Annotated in this window: 11 protein-coding genes, 2 tRNA genes and 3 pseudogenes; 4 read left to right on the top strand and 12 right to left on the bottom strand. The window is 59.0% G+C overall.

Annotated features, from left to right (window positions below):
• Positions 1-318: 318 nt before the first annotated feature.
• From FJ414_RS23035 to FJ414_RS23010, 6 genes are all read right to left on the bottom strand, one after another.
• On the bottom strand, positions 319-3,102 hold the full coding sequence (locus FJ414_RS23035) for a valine--tRNA ligase (protein WP_140646694.1): 2,784 nt from the start codon (positions 3,100-3,102) through the stop codon (positions 319-321).
• A 235-nt stretch (positions 3,103-3,337) separates the two neighbouring features.
• A complete protein-coding gene (locus tag FJ414_RS23030) occupies positions 3,338-4,135 on the bottom strand; it encodes a PopZ family protein (protein ID WP_140646693.1) in 798 nt (265 codons plus the stop codon).
• A gap of 285 nt (positions 4,136-4,420) precedes the next feature.
• Positions 4,421-5,803: a TolC family outer membrane protein gene (locus tag FJ414_RS23025; protein WP_140646692.1), complete on the bottom strand. Its 1,383-nt coding sequence runs from the start codon at positions 5,801-5,803 to the stop codon at positions 4,421-4,423.
• Positions 5,804-5,989: 186 nt separating this feature from the next.
• A complete protein-coding gene (locus tag FJ414_RS23020) occupies positions 5,990-6,664 on the bottom strand; it encodes a protein-L-isoaspartate O-methyltransferase (protein ID WP_140646691.1) in 675 nt (224 codons plus the stop codon).
• A 92-nt stretch (positions 6,665-6,756) separates the two neighbouring features.
• Positions 6,757-6,830 (bottom strand) — tRNA-Cys (locus FJ414_RS23015).
• Between the two features lie 164 nt (positions 6,831-6,994).
• A complete protein-coding gene (locus FJ414_RS23010; protein WP_140646690.1) occupies positions 6,995-7,255 on the bottom strand; it encodes a hypothetical protein in 261 nt (86 codons plus the stop codon).
• Between the two features lie 208 nt (positions 7,256-7,463).
• Between FJ414_RS23010 and FJ414_RS23005 the strand changes: the two genes are divergently transcribed.
• A tRNA-Asn gene (locus FJ414_RS23005) sits at positions 7,464-7,538 on the top strand.
• Positions 7,539-7,735: 197 nt separating this feature from the next.
• The gene (locus tag FJ414_RS31575) at positions 7,736-8,797 is read left to right on the top strand and encodes a hypothetical protein (RefSeq protein WP_181181688.1); all 1,062 of its coding nucleotides are present in this window, start codon (positions 7,736-7,738) and stop codon (positions 8,795-8,797) included.
• A gap of 489 nt (positions 8,798-9,286) precedes the next feature.
• On the opposite strand, the gene FJ414_RS22995 is transcribed toward FJ414_RS31575, so the two are convergent.
• Entirely contained in the window at positions 9,287-9,871 is a 585-nt protein-coding gene (locus FJ414_RS22995) for a hypothetical protein (protein ID WP_140646688.1), read from the bottom strand.
• Between the two features lie 630 nt (positions 9,872-10,501).
• Here FJ414_RS22995 and FJ414_RS22990 point away from each other — a divergent pair.
• Positions 10,502-10,996, top strand: a complete 495-nt coding sequence (locus tag FJ414_RS22990; RefSeq protein ID WP_140646687.1) for a hypothetical protein — start codon at positions 10,502-10,504, stop codon at positions 10,994-10,996.
• A 104-nt stretch (positions 10,997-11,100) separates the two neighbouring features.
• Here the strand turns inward: FJ414_RS22990 and FJ414_RS22985 are convergent.
• From FJ414_RS22985 to FJ414_RS22970, 4 genes and pseudogenes are all read right to left on the bottom strand, one after another.
• Positions 11,101-12,015, bottom strand: a pseudogene (locus FJ414_RS22985) (IS630 family transposase).
• A 379-nt stretch (positions 12,016-12,394) separates the two neighbouring features.
• Positions 12,395-12,975: pseudogene (locus FJ414_RS31675) on the bottom strand (transposase); the annotation flags it as partial.
• A 28-nt stretch (positions 12,976-13,003) separates the two neighbouring features.
• Positions 13,004-13,135, bottom strand: a pseudogene (locus FJ414_RS22975) (phage integrase N-terminal SAM-like domain-containing protein); the annotation flags it as partial.
• A 342-nt stretch (positions 13,136-13,477) separates the two neighbouring features.
• Positions 13,478-15,175, bottom strand: coding sequence for a hypothetical protein (locus FJ414_RS22970; RefSeq protein WP_140646686.1), 1,698 nt, complete (start codon positions 15,173-15,175; stop codon positions 13,478-13,480).
• 172 nt (positions 15,176-15,347) lie between these two features.
• Between FJ414_RS22970 and FJ414_RS32030 the strand changes: the two genes are divergently transcribed.
• The gene (locus tag FJ414_RS32030; protein ID WP_281405805.1) at positions 15,348-15,482 is read left to right on the top strand and encodes a hypothetical protein; all 135 of its coding nucleotides are present in this window, start codon (positions 15,348-15,350) and stop codon (positions 15,480-15,482) included.
• A gap of 65 nt (positions 15,483-15,547) precedes the next feature.
• Here the strand turns inward: FJ414_RS32030 and FJ414_RS31570 are convergent, their stop codons facing one another.
• Positions 15,548-15,736: a hypothetical protein gene (locus FJ414_RS31570; protein ID WP_181181687.1), complete on the bottom strand. Its 189-nt coding sequence runs from the start codon at positions 15,734-15,736 to the stop codon at positions 15,548-15,550.
• Positions 15,737-16,646: the final 910 nt, after the last annotated feature.

The raw sequence follows: 16,646 nt of genomic DNA, 5'->3' as shown, positions 1-16,646 counted from the left end.
TCGGGTTAACGACGCAACAACGATTTCAAGAGCTGTACATGTACATCTTGACAGCACGTATTTTCGCCATGGTGGCTGGCACCGCAATCGGCGCCTGAATCGCGCCAGCCGGGGTCGAACGATCGAAAAAATCCGAAGAAACTACCCAAAATAGGGCAAAAACAGCCGATTTTAGGGATCGCGGGCCGCATTGTTACATTATGGCAACAATGGGGCGCAAACTTTCCGTTTACGTCAAAATTAACGTAGCGGCACGCCCATTTTCGAGGCAGCTAACGTACCGGAAAGCACCTTTGGAGCGAGGCCGAATCTTGCCTTTCAGCCGGCGTCGCGGACCCTGGTCAAAGCCACCGAAAGCTTCTCCTGCGCCTCGCGATATTCGGCGAGTTTCTCACGCTCGGCCCCGACCACCTCTTCCGGCGCATTGGCGACGAACTTTTCGTTCGACAGCTTCTTGTGCAGGCGGGCGATCTCTTCGGTCACCTTCGCCAGTTCCTTCTGCAACCGCGCGGCCTCCGCCTGGAGATCGATCAGGCTGCCGAGCGGCAGGCTCACCGTCGCCTCGTTGAGCACGATCTGGGCCGAGCCCTTGGGCGGTGCATCGGCGAGCGCAATATCGCCGACGCGCGCCAGCCGCTTGATCGCCTGGGCGTGACGCTCCAGCCGCTCTTGCGTAAGCGTGTTGGCGCCGATCACCATCAGCGGCGCGATTGCCGCCGGCGGCACATTCATTTCCGAACGTACCGAGCGGATGCCCGAAACGAGGTCGACCAGCCAATTGATGTCGGCGGCGGCCTCTTCGTCCCCGAAGTCGGGCGACGGCCAGGCGGCGTGGCAAAGCAGCGACGAGCGCTGCTTGCCCTCGCCGGCGGTCTGCGCCCACAGTTCCTCGGTCATGAACGGCATCATCGGATGCAGGAGCTTGTAGATCTCGTCCAGGACGAAGGCGACGCATGCCCGGCTCTCGGCCTTGGCGGCTTCGTCCGTGCCCATGAACACCGGCTTCAACAATTCCAGGTACCAGTCGCAGAACAGGTTCCAGACGAACCGATAGGCCGCGCCCGCCGCCTCGTTGAACCGGTAGCTGGTGATGCCTTCGGTGACAGCGCGCGCCGCTCGCGTCAGCTCGGTCAGGATCCAGCGGTTGACCGGCAGCTTGGCGTCGTTCAGCCAGAACTCGTCGTCGCGCGCGACCTCGTTCATCTCGGCGAAGCGCGTCGCGTTCCACAGCTTGGTGCCGAAATTGCGGTAGCCGGCGATGCGGGCCGGATCGAGCTTCACGTCGCGCCCTTGCGCCGCCATGACAGTCAGCGTGAAGCGCAGCGCGTCGGCGCCATATTCGTCGATCAGGTCGAGCGGATCGATGACGTTGCCTTTCGACTTCGACATCTTCTGCCCGTTCTTGTCGCGCACCAGCGCGTGCACATAGACGGTGTGGAACGGCTCCTCGTCCATGAAGTGCAGGCCCATCATCATCATGCGGGCGACCCAGAAGAAGATGATGTCGAAGCCGGTCACCAGCACGTCGGTCTGGTAATAGGTCTTGAGCTCCGGCGTCTGATCGGGCCAGCCGAGCGTCGAGAACGGCCACAGCGCCGACGAGAACCAGGTGTCGAGCACGTCCTCGTCGCGGGTCAGGATCTCGCCCGGCTGGAAGTTTTCCAGCTTGTCCTCGACCCAGGCCTTCCACGGCCCTTCCAGCGCAAGGTAATATTCGATCGCCGCGGCTAAAGCCTCTTCCTCGGTCTTTTCGACGAAGACATGCCCGTCCGGCCCGTACCAGGCCGGGATCTGGTGCCCCCACCAGAGCTGGCGCGAGATGCACCAGGGCTGGATGTTCTCCATCCAGTCGAAATAGGTCTTCTCCCAGTTCTTCGGCACGAAATTGGTGCGGCCTTCGCGCACCGAGGCAATCGCCGGCTTGGCGAGCTCGGCGGCGTTGACATACCACTGGTCGGTCAGGAATGGCTCGATCGGCACGCCCCCGCGGTCGCCATGCGGAACGGCATGGCGATGCGGCTCGACCTTTTCCAGAAAGCCGCCGGCCTCCATCAGCTCGACGATCTTCTTGCGCGCGGCGAAACGGTCGAGCCCGTCCAGCTCGTCCCACAGGGCCTGGCGCTCCGGCGTGACCTCGAGACCGGCGAGGAAATCCTCATTGTCCTTGAGCTTGACGGCCGCCTCAACCGTCAGGATGTTGATCGCCGGCAGCTTGTGGCGCTTGCCGACCTCGAAGTCGTTGAAGTCATGCGCCGGCGTGATCTTGACCGCGCCGGAGCCTTTCTCCGGATCGGAATACTCGTCCGCGATGATCGGAATCTTGCGGCCGACGATCGGCAGCACGACGTGGCTACCGACCAGATCGGTGAAGCGCTCGTCGTCCGGATGCACGGCCACGGCGGTGTCGCCGAGCATCGTCTCGGGACGCGTCGTCGCCACCGTGATGAACGTCTTCGGGTTCTCAGGGTCGAACGCCTCGCCTTCGATCGGGTAGCGGAAGTGCCAGAGATTGCCGTTGACCTCATGCTGCTCGACCTCGAGGTCGGAAATGGCGGTAAGCAGCTTCGGGTCCCAGTTCACAAGGCGCTTGTCCTTGTAGATGAGGCCTTCCTTGTAGAGCGTGACGAAGACTTCCAGCACCGCCTTGGACAGGCCTTCATCCATGGTGAAGCGTTCGCGCGACCAGTCGGCCGAGGCGCCGAGCCGCTTCAGCTGGTTGAAGATCGCGCCGCCCGATTCGGCCTTCCACTCCCAGACCTTCTCGATGAACTCTTCACGCGTCAGATCGCGGCGGTGGATCTGCTTTTCCATGAGCTGGCGCTCGACCACCATCTGCGTTGCGATGCCGGCGTGATCCATGCCGGGCTGCCAAAGCACATTCTTGCCGCGCATGCGCTCGAAGCGCACGAGAATGTCCTGCAGCGTGTTGTTGAGCGCATGGCCCATATGCAGCGAGCCGGTGACGTTCGGCGGCGGGATGACGATGGTGAAGGCTTCGGCCCCCTCTTCCGCGCCGGCGCCTGCCCGGAAGGCATCCGCCTCTTCCCAGATTTTGGCGATCTTCGGCTCGACGGCTTTGGCGTCGTAGGTCTTATCAAGCATGGAGGAGGTCCGAACTGTCGGGAACAAGCGTCCGGTGTAAATCGGAAGGTCTTGGCCGAGTCAACCGCGAGAACTGCGATCGCTCTTACAGATAGGCATGCCGCGACCGGCGACAATCCCGGCCGGTGCCGCAATGGCGGCTCGCCTGATGCATGTCGACTGCAAGGGCGCAGCGGGTCCCAAAGCAAAAGCGCCGCCCGAAGGCGGCGCTTTTCAGCGTGCGTGTTGCGGCAGCTTACTGCGCCCCGCGCGCCACGCGCTCGATCTCCTCGCGCACCAGCCTTTCGACCAGCGTCGGCAGGTTGTTGTCGAGCCAATCCTGCAGCATAGGCCGCAGCATCTCCTCGGCCATCTCGTCGAAACTCTTCTTGCCGCGGCTGGCAAAAGCATCGGAAAGCTCGCCGAAAGCCGCGGCAACCTGCCGGCCCGTATGCTCGGAGAGGATCGCGGGCCGGGCCGGCTGCGTCTCCGGTTCGGATGCCCGGGGAGCGCTGGCATGCGCGGCAGCTTCAAACGCCGGCTCTTGCTTCTCGATCTCGACCCTCGGCGCGGCTTCCGGGACCCGGACGGCCGGTCTCGCGGTAACCGTGCTGCCGCCGACCGCCGCTATTTCGCGCCGCCAATCGGCGACGATGGTCTCGGCCGACTGCGTCGCATTTGCCGCGGCCGGGCTGCTCGTGGCCGCTTGCGCGCTCGGCTCGGTGCCCTCGGGATTGGCCGTGGCCGGAGCCTCCTTGACCGGCCCGGGACGAGCCTCGACGCGTGCGACCGCCGGATCGGCCGCAGCCAGCTGGGCCTGGACCTCCGCCAGCGTCGCTGGCTTGCGCGGGCCGGCGTCGGCATGCAATTCGGAACGAAAGGCGTCGACCTCGACCGTGGGTACGCTAACCGCGGCCGGCTCCAGATCCTGGCGCAGTTCACCAGCCTCGGCCGGCTGCTTGCGCCCGGTGTCGCTGTCTTCGATGATCCTTCGGATGGAAGCCAGTATCTCTTCCATGGAAGGTTCGCGCTGCGCGCTGCTTGCCGTCGCCATCGTCACATCCGCCGCCCCAGTGACCTGCCCAAGAACTCGACCCTGTCCAAGAACTGACCCGTTCAAGAACTTGACCCATTCAGGAATTCCGTTCCTGCCCGGGTCGGAATTCGAATCAATGGCGACAGCGTAACCGACCTATCGTCATCCGAGAATCCCCAATCTGGGGACGCGTTGGATTTCAACAGATTAGGCGGTTCGCGGCCCGACGAGCCCGTGCCATCGATAAAGAAAAACGCCGCGCGTCCATCGGACACGCGGCGCTTGCTGGAAGCATACCGGAAATCAGCGTCCGTCGGGCGTGCGCAGTCCGAACCACTTGTCCTTGACGGCGTTGTAATGCTCTTCGGGCCTGTATTTGGTGACCGCCAGCCCAAGACGATCGACCGACAGCCGGCCCATCGCCGACAGGATGGCATAGCTCGCCACGACCACGTCGCGTTCGGAGCTGGCCTGGTTGATCTTGGCGGTGATGACCGCGTTCTGCGCGTTCAACACATCCAGCGTCGTGCGCTGGCCGACATTGCGCTCTTCGATGACGCCGTTGAGCGCCAGTTGCGCGGCATCGATCACCTGCCTGTTGGCATCCACGCTTTGGCGCGCGGCGACATATTGCGTCCAGGCCGAGACCACGGCCTGGCGCACCTGGTCGCGGCTGACATCGACCTGGATGCGCGCCTCGCCCAGTGATTCCTTGCTCTGCCGCACCAGCGCCGAGGTCCGGCCACCCGAATAGATCGGAATGGTGAGCGAAGCGCCGATATTGGCCGATGTCGAACTACCGTTGGGGCTGCTGATGGAACTGGGAACGGTGTGGCTGTAGTCGTCCGAAACGCCGGCCGAGGCCGTCACCTGCGGCAGCAGCGCGCCTTCCGACGACTTCACCGAAAAGGCGGCGGCATCGACGAGATGCTGTGTGGCCAGAATGGCGGGATGTTCGGCGGAAGCGATGGCCAAGGCCGAATCGACGCCACCTGGCAGCAGCTTGCCAAGCGGCGAGGCTGCCTTGAGCTTGCCCGGCTCGTCGCCGACGATCTGGTGGTAGGTTGCGGCGCTTGCCAGCGCCGTCGCGCGGGCGGCGCTCAACTGCGCCACGGCCGTCGCGCGGGAGGCATCGGCCTGGGCGACGTCGGTGCGGGTGCCCTCGCCGACCTCGAAGCGCGAGCGGGCGGCGCGCGCCTGCTCGGTCAGGAACTGCAGGTTCTGCTCGGTCAGCACCGCGATCTGACGGTCGCGAATCACGTCCATATAGGCGCTGGCCGCGTTGAACAGGATGTTCTCTTCGGTGTTGCGCAGGCTTTCGACCGAAGCCTTCACCTGCGATTCCGCGGCGGCGACATTGTTCTTGGTCTGAAACCCGTCGAACAGCGTCTGGTTGATCTGCACGCCGAAGCTGCCCGTCGTTATTCTCCTGCTGGTGCCAAAGCCATGTATGTTGGTGTAGTCGATGTTGGCCGAACCGGTGACGGTCGGACGCCAGCCCGACTTGGCAATGGCTACGCCCTCGTCAGTGACGCGCACGCCAGCGCGGGCAGCATTCAACTGCGAGTTATACTGATAGGCTTTGGCGAGCGCGCCCGTAATGGTTTCAGCGGAGGCGGCCAACGGCGAAAGCGCGGTGGCCGAAACAAGGATAGCTACTAAAACACTCTTGCGTAGAGGCGGCACGTTATTTCCCTCATTCGTTTTGCATGGGAACCACGCCACGTCAGCCTACCCATACGGATCGGCCGGCGCCGCGTTGTTTATCGTTCCCCCGCTGACGGCTTCCCGAAAACACCCGGTTAACCAAATCAGCAACGATTGTCAGGCGCAAGCCATCATGACAGCGCATTCGCTGCAAGGCAAAAACGCTCAGAATTCAAACGCGTGAGCACGTTCGAAGCCCGGTAGTGGCTTAATTGCCGCATTAAAGGCCCTTCTTCCGGTTACAACCCCTCCTGCCTTGAAAAACAGACGGGCCACGCCAGAGTTGCCCCGCCCTTCGACCACAACCAGGCGGCCTTCTTCCGCAAGCTGGTCGAGCAATGCCGGCGGCACTTCCTCGACGCTGCCGCCGATGAAAATGGCGTTGTAGGGCCCCTTGGCGGCCTGCCCCTGCGGCAGCGGCCCGGTGACCACCGTGACGTTCTGGCAGCCAAGACTGGAAAGCGTGGATTTGGCGGCCTCCGCCAGCGCGGGATCGCTCTCGAGCGCGACGACCGAGCGCGCGAGCCTGGACAGCAACGCGGCGGAATAGCCGGTGCCGCAACCGACATCGAGCACCGAATCGCTCGCGTCGATTTCAGCCAGTTGCAAAAGCTTGGCGAGCGGCGACGGCTCCATCAGGTAGCGTGCGCCGCCGCCATTCGCGCCATCGGAAATGCGGATGTCTTCGTCGATATAGGCCAGATCCCGCTGTCCGGCGCCGACGAAGGCCTCGCGCGGGACAGTCAGCATCGCCTCGATGAGCGGCGCGCTGGTGACATCGGTGGTGCGGACCTGGCCGTCGACCATCTTCACGCGGCGTTCGGAGAAATCAGCGTTCATGTCCCAACAATCCGCTCCCCGCGCCAGGCGCGCGGCCAAAACTTCGACTGGAACCCCGCTCCGGCGCGGTTGCGCTGGAGCCCGCAAGCATCTGGAGGCCTCGCCCGGAATCGAACCGGGGTGCAAGGATTTGCAGTCCTCTGCGTAACCACTCCGCCACGAGGCCTCGCAATGCTCCCGGCGTTCCGAGCGAACTCATTATGTTGGCGCTCAAAGGTCGTCAAGCGCTCGCGCGTCATTCCCGACGCTTTCGCATGGAGCAGCCAAAGTGGTGATTACCAATCGGTTGTCATGGGTCCGGCATCGCCGCGGCGGAGCCGCCGCAGGCGCTCAGTCGGGCCGGCGCCGGCGTTCCCACCAGACGACGAAACGCCGCCGGTGGCGCCGGATCATGGCGAATTCGTAGGACAGCACCAGAAGACCGAGCGGAACCATCCAGAAGCCGAGAATCGGCAGAAAGCCCAGAATCCCGCCAAGGGTGAGCAGCATGCCGATCGCGATTCGCCAGCCGCGCGAGCGCGGCATGGTGAACTCGCGGCCGAAAACCGAAATCTTCCGCGCCGGGGCACTGTCGTCGTCAGCTGCCGTCATTCAAAATCAGATCCCATCTGCCGCCAATGCCATGTCAAAGGCCAACCGGCCGCTTTGTTCCGTGCCGGTGTGAAGCCCTTCATATGTGGGCATGTTGAACGATGGCACAAATAGCCGCATTAAAAACTGGAGAAAAATTGCGAATTGCTGCTTTGCAAAGCCGAAAGGTGTTTGCTATAGGCTGCGCCACTCACGTCAGAGCCTCCGTTCCCCGGTAGCTCAGTGGTAGAGCAACCGGCTGTTAACCGGTTGGTCGCTGGTTCGAATCCGGCCCGGGGAGCCAACATTTCCAAGGTATGCAGGGTTTTCAGATTTGGCCGAAAAACGGCTGATCTACAGCATATCTACACAACTCGACTTCGCTAGACGCCGATCTACACGCGAGATCGCCCGAAGGAGAGAAACCTATGGATCATATTTTTGATGACCTGATCGGCCTGCAGAGAACGCGGCCGATATGGGAATTTGCGCGCAGTTGCTTTGGCGATTCGCTTCGCCGGCAACTTGGCGGACGGCATCGCGATGGGTGTGGGAATTGCGGTCGGGATCCCTTACGGGCAGGCCCGAAAGATTTCGATTCACTGCGCAAACCTGAAATTTGAAGCCGGTAGTTCGCTGAGTTCAATCAGCACGTTGGACATACGCATCAGCGAATTAATAAGCGGCCCGGTGAAGATCGTGAACACCCGTGGCAGCAATGGTGCCGATGCGCCTCCCACGCCGGATATCTGGGCTATCCGCAAGGTGCCTGATGGCCGTGGCGGCTTAAATGGCTTGAGCGGAATAAATGCAACTGGTTGTGAAACAAGTCCTGACAGTCCGACTAACCATACGTCGGAACGCGGCGCGAATGGTCAGCGGGGCGAAGACGGCACACCTGGAACTATGTGGCAAGCTTCAAAGGGTGCATCGGGGCAACGAGGATCAAACGCCGCTGACATCGTTCTATTGTCCAAATCGGTTTCCGCTACCACAACGTTTGAACTGATCGCGATGGGCGGAAATGGCGGCCGCGGGGGAACAGGCGGACGTGGTGCCGATGGGGGCGACGGCGGCAAGGGAGGGAGCGGCGGAAAAGGTGGCGATGGCAATGAGTGTCATATGGCATCCAGCGGCGGGGTTGGAGGCAATGGTGGCGACGGCGGCAACGGTGGGGATGGTGGCCAAGGAGACGACGGTGGCGATGGCGGTAATGGAGGAGCGGTTACCCTTGGCCTCCAGGAAGCAGGCGACGTACCGACGCCCATCATAAAAAACTTTGGTGGTCGTGGAGGCGATCCTGGTGAGGGTGGAGAAAGAGGCGATGGGAGTGAAGCTGGCGAAGGCGGTGAAGGGGGCCCGCCTGGCAAAAACACGATCTCGTATCACTTCTTTGCCGGCAATGGGAATGCCGAGGTGGGCGCGCCAGGGATGTCAGGACATCGCTCTTCAAAATCTGGGAATCTCGGTGTGCCGGGCCAAAGTGGCTCCCCCGGGCGCACAGCCAAAGGATTGGCAGGAACTCTATCTGACCAACAGTTCGAAAAGCTGGTCGGTCACTGAATACGAGAAGTAGTATTTCTACTTATGGAGGCATAGAATGAGCTTGTCGGCGGCATCCAAGGGCGCCTGATGGGCCACGAAATCACCTTCAGCCTTCGTGCGGAGCGCAGCGTCGATAAGATCTACGCCGAGCACTTCGCGGACTTCCCGGAGTGACCGCAGTGCCACGCGCTCACCGTTCGACCGCAGGACCGTTGCGCATTGAGAGCCAAATAGCTTCGGCGAGCTTGCTGCTCACGTCATAGCAGCTCGGTCAAGTTGTGGGCATCCTGCCAGTTGCGTCACACGGCTACCGCGCGATCGGACGTCCTTTTCGGTCTTTCGACCGTGGTGGATTTCGATAGACAGCGATGTGATACCGTTTCCGTAAGATGCCAAGATAGCATTCGCACCGCTCTTGAGGCGGGCGGCGTCGAGTTCATAAACGGCGCGAGCGCAAAGCTGCGCGTAGGGCGCGCTTCCGCTGTGAGACGGGCGCCCCCAAGAATACTACGGTACAACTGGATCGCTAGGCGGCGGAGGCGGCTTCTGCTTGGGGATGCTCGCAATAGGCACCTGTGCGCCATAAATGTATTTTTCAAACACGGTCTTCATATCACATTTTTGAGTCATACGAAACGTGGAGCTGACCTCATTGAAACTATTGAACGTGTCATTTAGAGCGTTAAGCGAAGATAACAATTTTTCTGTAGCCGCCTCAGAATGCAACTGCTGTCGCAAAGAGGCAAATTCCGCATAGTCTTTAAGGCTCTTGCCATCTATTATAATTTCGTAATCAACATACCTTTTGAACAGCTCATCGATCGACACACCAGGATATTGTTTTGAATCATTAGCGACTTTATCAAGAATTGCCTTAAATGAATCCGCGTCTCCTTTATTAAGAGAATTTTGTGATACTTTTTGGAGCCTGTCATTTAACTCGGAACGCAAGACATTATACTCCGATATGAGTCTCATGGAATCGGCCATGCATTGACGGTGATTTGTCAAATAGGAACCAGCGGCGGTGATCAAGCTAGCGGAAGCGAGCCATAGAAAGAATGGGCTGTTTACGAACGTCCAGATGCCCATAGGTTTCCTAGCCTCTAAGGCTGAGATGATCCTTGCCTGGAAATCACGGTCATTTTGACGTGGCGAAGGCATCAGAATGCCTTAAGAAACATAGCAAAGGATTGAAGTGGCTGTTCAATTGTGGGCGCAAAGCGTTGAGGTGGCAATGGAGAACATCAAGAATATTTGCATTCGCTAAAACAGCCGCGCAGGGGCGAGCGTGAGTTACCATCTGGAGCAAAGGCGAATCCGCCTACGGATACCAATTTACCCAATCAAAACAGAGAGCGCGTTTTGCAAAAGCCGGAGACAGGTTCCGCTAATTCCCGGACAGCGATTTCGCTTATGTCGGGACAGTTTGGCGGCGTCGGTCCTCGGGTGCCTTGTTGCGTTCACGGATGATGATTTCGCCGTTTTCGGCACCGGTCAAGAGGGGCGCGGCCGTTACCCGCCGACCGTGCTTCCTACTTTCCCTACACGGCCGACTTTGCGCCGGGCCTTCTGATCTTCAATGTCATGTTGTTCGTGACCGCCTGGTTGCGCTGTCGATGGGATCGTCCTTGGTGGGACTGAACATCTGGGCCAGACACAAGACCGACATGCCAACTTTTTCCAAATATATAGTGTCAATATCCTCCATCGGATGGTCAATTGAAGGGCGTGACCGACGATGATCGCTGGTCGGCGCGCCGCCGAAGCTACTGGTGTTCGCTTCCCTCCAAATCCGTTCTCTGCCAGTATCTTCTGTGCACCCACATTCGCTCAAGCCAGGAGGAACTCACTATGCGAGTGGTAGCAATGTCATTGGAAATCGCACTCGGCCTTATATTGTTCGCCTCATACCCGGCTCACGGCGAAGAAACTGTGGTAGAGAGCATCGATCTGCCAGGGGCGAGCATGGAACAGGAGGTGACCTACTCGACGTCAAAAGCCGACTACCAATCAACACGCGATGCAATTCTAGAGCGGCTTAAAGATGGCGATCCATCAGCAATGGTAAACCCAAGTGATGGACCATGGATGCGCGTGGAGACAACCGCAAAAATTGGTTTTGAATACCATGGAGTCGGCTTGGCGTCTGGACGAAAACTCCTCCGCCAAATCTCCGCCGCCGAAGAGGCTCTCTACCTCTATGAGCGAAAGTAGTAGTCCCGGCAAACCGACTGACTATGAATGTGGTCCGCCGTGCAAAAAAGCCGGCGCCGACAAACTGGCGACGGAAGTAGCACAAACATTTTGGCTAGAGTCTTTCACGTTTTGACGGAAGCGTACCCTGCGTTTGCGAAGTAGTTGTTGCATTCGGCTGCCTCGATCGTTTCGACGAGGTGGCCTATGTGGCGCCAAGTATCTCGACGGTGCGTTTCTGCGCTTGGCGCATCCAATGTTTGATCTTGGCGAAGGCCTGCTCGATCGGATTGAGGTCTGGCGAGTAGGGCGGCAGATACCAAAGCCTGGCGCCAGCGGCCTTGATCATCTGCCTGATGGCCGCCGACTTATGGCTTCCCAGGTTATCCATGATGACGATGTCGCCGGGCTTCAGCACGGTGATGAGCTGCTGCTCGACATAAGCGCGGAAGCATTGGCGAGCCGATCCCAGCGCAGAGCGCCGAGGAAGGTCAGCGTGCGCCAATGGCCGTGCGGAGCCAGGCCGCGTAGCCGCTTGCCCTTCGGTCCCCAACCGCGCAGCGGAGCCATGTTGGTCTTGATCCAGGTCTCATCGATGAAGACCAGGCACCGCGGATCGAGGCCGGCCTGCCAGGATCGCCATCGTTGGCGTCTGCGGGCAATATCAGCGCGCACCTGCTCAAGGGCGAACAGCGTTTTTTTGAAGCCCAGACCCTCGCGGCGCAGGAACTGCCACACCGCGTTGTGCAAGACCTTGACCCCGCGCGGCCGGCTAACTCATCCTGCAGACCGTGCAGCGTCAGATGCGGCGTCTCACGCATACGTACCTCGATGAAGGCACGGTGCGGCTCCAGCACCCTCTTGCGATGCCCGCCCATCTTGCCAGGCGCAACCGAGCCGGTTGCCCGATGGCGCTGCAACAACTTAACTGCCGCTGAAACCGAAATGCCAAACCGTTTGGCCGCCGACCGCCGGCTCTCACCACTCAAAACCGCCGCAACAACTCGCTCGCGAAGATCATTAGAAAGAGGTCGGGTCATCAGATGCTGGCCTTCACTCCAGCCACCATCTTGAATCTGGAGGTTTCTGTGAGGTCGCGAGCACCGAGAGTACGGCCGGAATGATGCGGCGACCTCATAGAAACCTGATTGAACTGAACCGCGGGCCGCCGCTGCGAGCTATGGGGATTTGATCGCGGCTATCAGCTTGTAGAGGGTATTGATCCGGCTCGATGACGACTGACGGGCGGCGGCTTGGCTGTAGCGAAGGTTTGATATGCAGCCGGCCTTGCTCGCGGAGATCGGCACGGCGGGGAGAAGTGCGACCCGATGAGCCTCTGGGCCGGATTGGGGCACAAAGCTTCGCTGCCTCCCGGAGACGCCGCCGCGAATATCGCACAAATCTGGGCGCAGGAACGGCTCATGAGGTGTTCCATGCGGCAAATGGCCTGCGGGGTAGCGAACCGCGAGCGAACATACGTCCGCCGCAGCAAGGGCAGACGTCCAACGACTTGCCGGTGAGTTGATGATAGCGCAGGCGATAGTCGGCGGCGCTGTGGGCCGGCTCAGACGGGGGCACGTCGAGCAGTTGCCGGCACAGGGCGAGCTTGGCGGCTCGTTGGCCGTTTGCAAGGAAGCCATAGTGGCGGATGCGGTGAAAGCCATCGGGCAGGCTGTGCAGCAGGAAGCGGCGGATGAACTCGTCCGCTGCCAGGAACATGGTCTTGGTCTTGCTATGGTGGCGGTAATCCTTCCAGCGGAACCCGACCTGCTGGCCATCGAGGTGAGTGAGCCGGCTATTGGTGATGGCCACGCGGTGGGTGTAGCGGCCGAGATAGGCCAAAACCTGCTCAGGCCCGCCAAAGGCGGCTTCGAGTAGACGACCCAGCTGGCGCGCTTGAGTTCAGCGATTCGGTGAGCGAAGGCAGAAGGATCAACCGAGCCGGCAAGCTCGCCAGAGAAGCGCAATTGGCCAGCGGTAAAGGCGCTCTGCAAGGCTTGAGGTGCGAACTTCTTCGTATCCGAGCTAATCCGGCGACCGTTTAAAGAAACGGCTGAACTTTGCGACATGGTGGATGTAGGATCGCTGCGTTGCCGGCGACAGATTGCGGACCGTCATGTCCTCGATCATGCGTCGACGTAGAGGGCTCAACTCGGCCATCTGGGGTTCTCCTGTCTGAAAGGTTGGCTCGACACCAAACTTTGTCAGACAGGGGCCCTCCTCACGCCAAGGCTACTCGCCTCCTACCGCGATAGCGGTTTAGTTCAATCACAAAACCGGCTGATACGGAATCCCATTCGATTCTATCAAATCGTGAACCGCTCTAGGTCTATTGCCCGGCCAGGCTGCGGATACCCCATCGGCCGGACAGACCGACGCAACGGCCCGGCCGCACCTTGGTATTGTCGTCTGGGAACGACACTCCGAAACGTCTCTGCCTCGGAACGCGTGGACGTGATTCACTTGGGGCGCTTTTACTCACTCCACCTGAACCAAGGCGGATCAATCTGACAACTTACAATCTCTCATGTCCGGGTACCCAATCACCTCATCAACCTGGATCCCGGCAACCGTCCTGAATCGAAGGAAATAGACACTTCTTGCGACGTCTTTCCGCTGATTGTCGAGCTTATTCCAGTCCAGCTGGCCATTTGCATCAACCACGTCTTCGTTGTGCAGGGTCCGGCGATATACATCGAAAGCAGCGCTTGTCGTTCCATCCTCATGCTCGTTTGCACGGTACTGATCATGCGTCAGAAACGGAAGTTTTTCGAGCACAAAATCGGGAGTAATTCTGTAGGCCTCGATTCCCACGGTATCAATTTGATCGATATAACGGATTCCCCCGACCCACTGAAGTCCTATTGAAGACAACACCTTGCTTGGTATGGCCGTCTTCGGATTGATTGCCGAAACAATATCTAGCGCTCGGGGGCAAACCGAATCGAACTCTCCCTCGTAAAGAATATCATCTAGCAATAGACCGTCAATTTTAGAAGGAACATCATCACTACAGTCACCCTTTTGCCTACATTTCGCATACGAAGCAACAAGAGTGTTTCTCAAAGCTTCAGCTTTCTCCGTGTAAACTCGAAAATATTTTTCCCAGAGCTGATAATTCTGAGTCTTGTATCCTTGATATATGTCCAGTTGATCATTGACACGAAGAAGCGCCTTATAAATTCTCCCAAGCTCAACAAAACGCTTAGGGTCAAATTTATTGTCATCTGGTTTCAATTGCGGATAGGGCTGAATAACGAACTTTGCCGGCGCTGCGTTTGACAGAGTAAAGTCCGAAGAGGCGTCCGCCATAGCGTCGAAAAGAGTCTTTACCTGTAGCGCGTCCGTTAGGTCAAGCCCCTTCATTATCTTTCCAAGACTGGGGAGGCCGCTGCCGCCAGCTGCCTGAACCTCCACATCTATTTTCCCAACCTTAGATGCAAGCTTCAATGTATCAGCCAGATTCGTACTCACTGTAGCAGAGGTGCTCGCCTTAACTGAAACGATGTTCGCCTTTGCATCAGTCTTACTCGTAAAGGCATCGGAAATCATCGTTTTGCTAGACGAGTTCAAACCAGAGACATTAATAATAACCCGGAGACTTGACGCTTTTTCGACAGCACGAACGAAATTAGTTCCGCATTTTTGTATAAAACCTTGAACGTCCCCCTTATCCAACAGGGACTTGTACTCGTCTTTTATTCCGTAATCCGAAATATATTCACGTCCATGATCAGCGCTCGCCTCGATAACAAAGACGAGAGAAGACCTCTCCTTCTTCAGAAAGCTATCGAACTTAACCGTGCTGGATGCATTTCCGCCGGCAGATAGCCCGGCAAATCCGGCATCCATCGACGCCGATAGCGAAAATGAAAAATTCAACGAATTTTCCAAATCTTCGTAAGTTTTGATCATCGAAAGAGACAACTTACTTGAGACGGCTCCTTTCGTATCAAATTTCACGTTTGCGGTCTCATCATACTTGATACAACGCTCTCGCGGGGAAGTAAGCTCATTTAGCGCGACAGTATCGCCCAGAGCGAATGGACCAGATGAATCGTATTCAAGAGTGGATAACCCATCCAGTATTGTGCCAAGATTATCTTGTCCAAAGACTGAGCCCATAGCCGCAGCAATGAAGGCGCTGGCGAGCGTCACAGTCGCAAGTACCATTGCAGCACGATTGTTGAAGTAAGGCATATCCCGCTCCCAACTAGAACAGATTGTCAAAGTTTTGTTCCGAAAGCGTCCCCCAGCTTCCTTTGCCTATTTTCCCCTTGTGCCCATCATGTCCCCATTGACCTGAGGGACCTTTGTGCCCGTCCTGGCCTCGGTGTCCATCGGGGCCACCGAGCCCGGCGGAACCTGACTCATGGAAAAGCGACCCATCGCCGCCCTGACCGCCAGCTCCGCCTTGACCGCCATTGCCGCCTATTCCTGGATCGCCGCCTTCTCCTGGAGCGCCGCCCTTGCCACCATGATTGTCTATCAGTGGCTCTTCAGTTAGGTTGCCACCGGATCGCAAGGCGACCGTAACATTTCCGCCATCGCCGCCGTCGCCTCCATTGCCGCCTACGCCGCCGTCTCCGCCATTACCACCGTCTCCGCCATTGCCACCTTGCCCCCCACGCCGGGAGAGATGACATTTGCCGCCTGCGCCGCCGTGACCGCCGGGGCCGCCATTCCCTCCATCACCGCCGTCCATGCCGCGTCCACCAAGGCCGCCTTTTCCGCCACCACCGCCCGGGGCGTAAATCTCAACCGTGGCCCCATCTGCGAAAGACCCAACTATGAGCCGGATATCGGATGCGCTCGTTCCTGCTTGGCCATCAGCTCCCGAACTACCAGGGTATCCATCTGGCCCCTTATAGCCGTTCTCTCCGGGTCTTCCGTCGTCAGCGCCACCACCAAATTTCTCACACGGCGCGCCGTCACCACCGGCCGAACCGCCATTTCCATTCGGCGCTGCCGGCCCTTTCCGGGGCGCCCATATTAGCGGGGTTTCTTTGGCGTTCTGACCGCTCGTACCTCTGGTGCTTACGAGATTGATAGGGCCTGCAACTTCAAGCCGAACCTTTATTTCCAAATTGCTCGGGCTCGAAAGAACGGCGTTTGGTTTGAAGAGAAGTTTATCACACCGTATTCGTATCCATTGAGCTGCCTGGGAGGGATCAAGGTCGTCGGGACGAGATATCGTGACCTTGCCATCAACAACAATCTGCCCCGTGTCCTTGTCGCAGGTGAACTGTTCGAATGATTGATCACCCTGCCAAACAACAACTTTCGGATCGGCAGCATAGGCGGGCTGATATGCCACAACCGCCGATGCAACTGACAAAAATGCAAGTGCTGTAGCTTGTTTCATAGCGTCACCCAATCTTGTCGCCCAATTCTCCTAGAGCGTCCGCCTGCCCCGAACCTGCCAGATGCAGCTGACACACTTCGCTGACACACTTCCTAGTCGAACCGCTAAGTCCGCAGCGGCCAATAGCCCGATGGAAAGACATTGCCAGCTCCTTCCAAATCGCCCCGGCCATCAGGCCCACCTTCGCCGTCTAGACCCGGGGCGCCGCCTTCTCGGACGATTCCGCCTCGAAGCGTGCCTTGGCGCCCTCGGCGAACCAGGCGTCGGCGCCTTCCTTCTCGAAAGCCTCCATGATGCGCTCGTTGA

It is taken from the genome of Mesorhizobium sp. B3-1-6, assembly GCF_006439555.1.
Classification (GTDB): Bacteria; Pseudomonadota; Alphaproteobacteria; order Rhizobiales; family Rhizobiaceae; genus Mesorhizobium.
The sequence above is the reverse complement of the archived record's forward strand: the minus strand, read 5'-3'. Positions and strand labels throughout refer to the sequence as shown.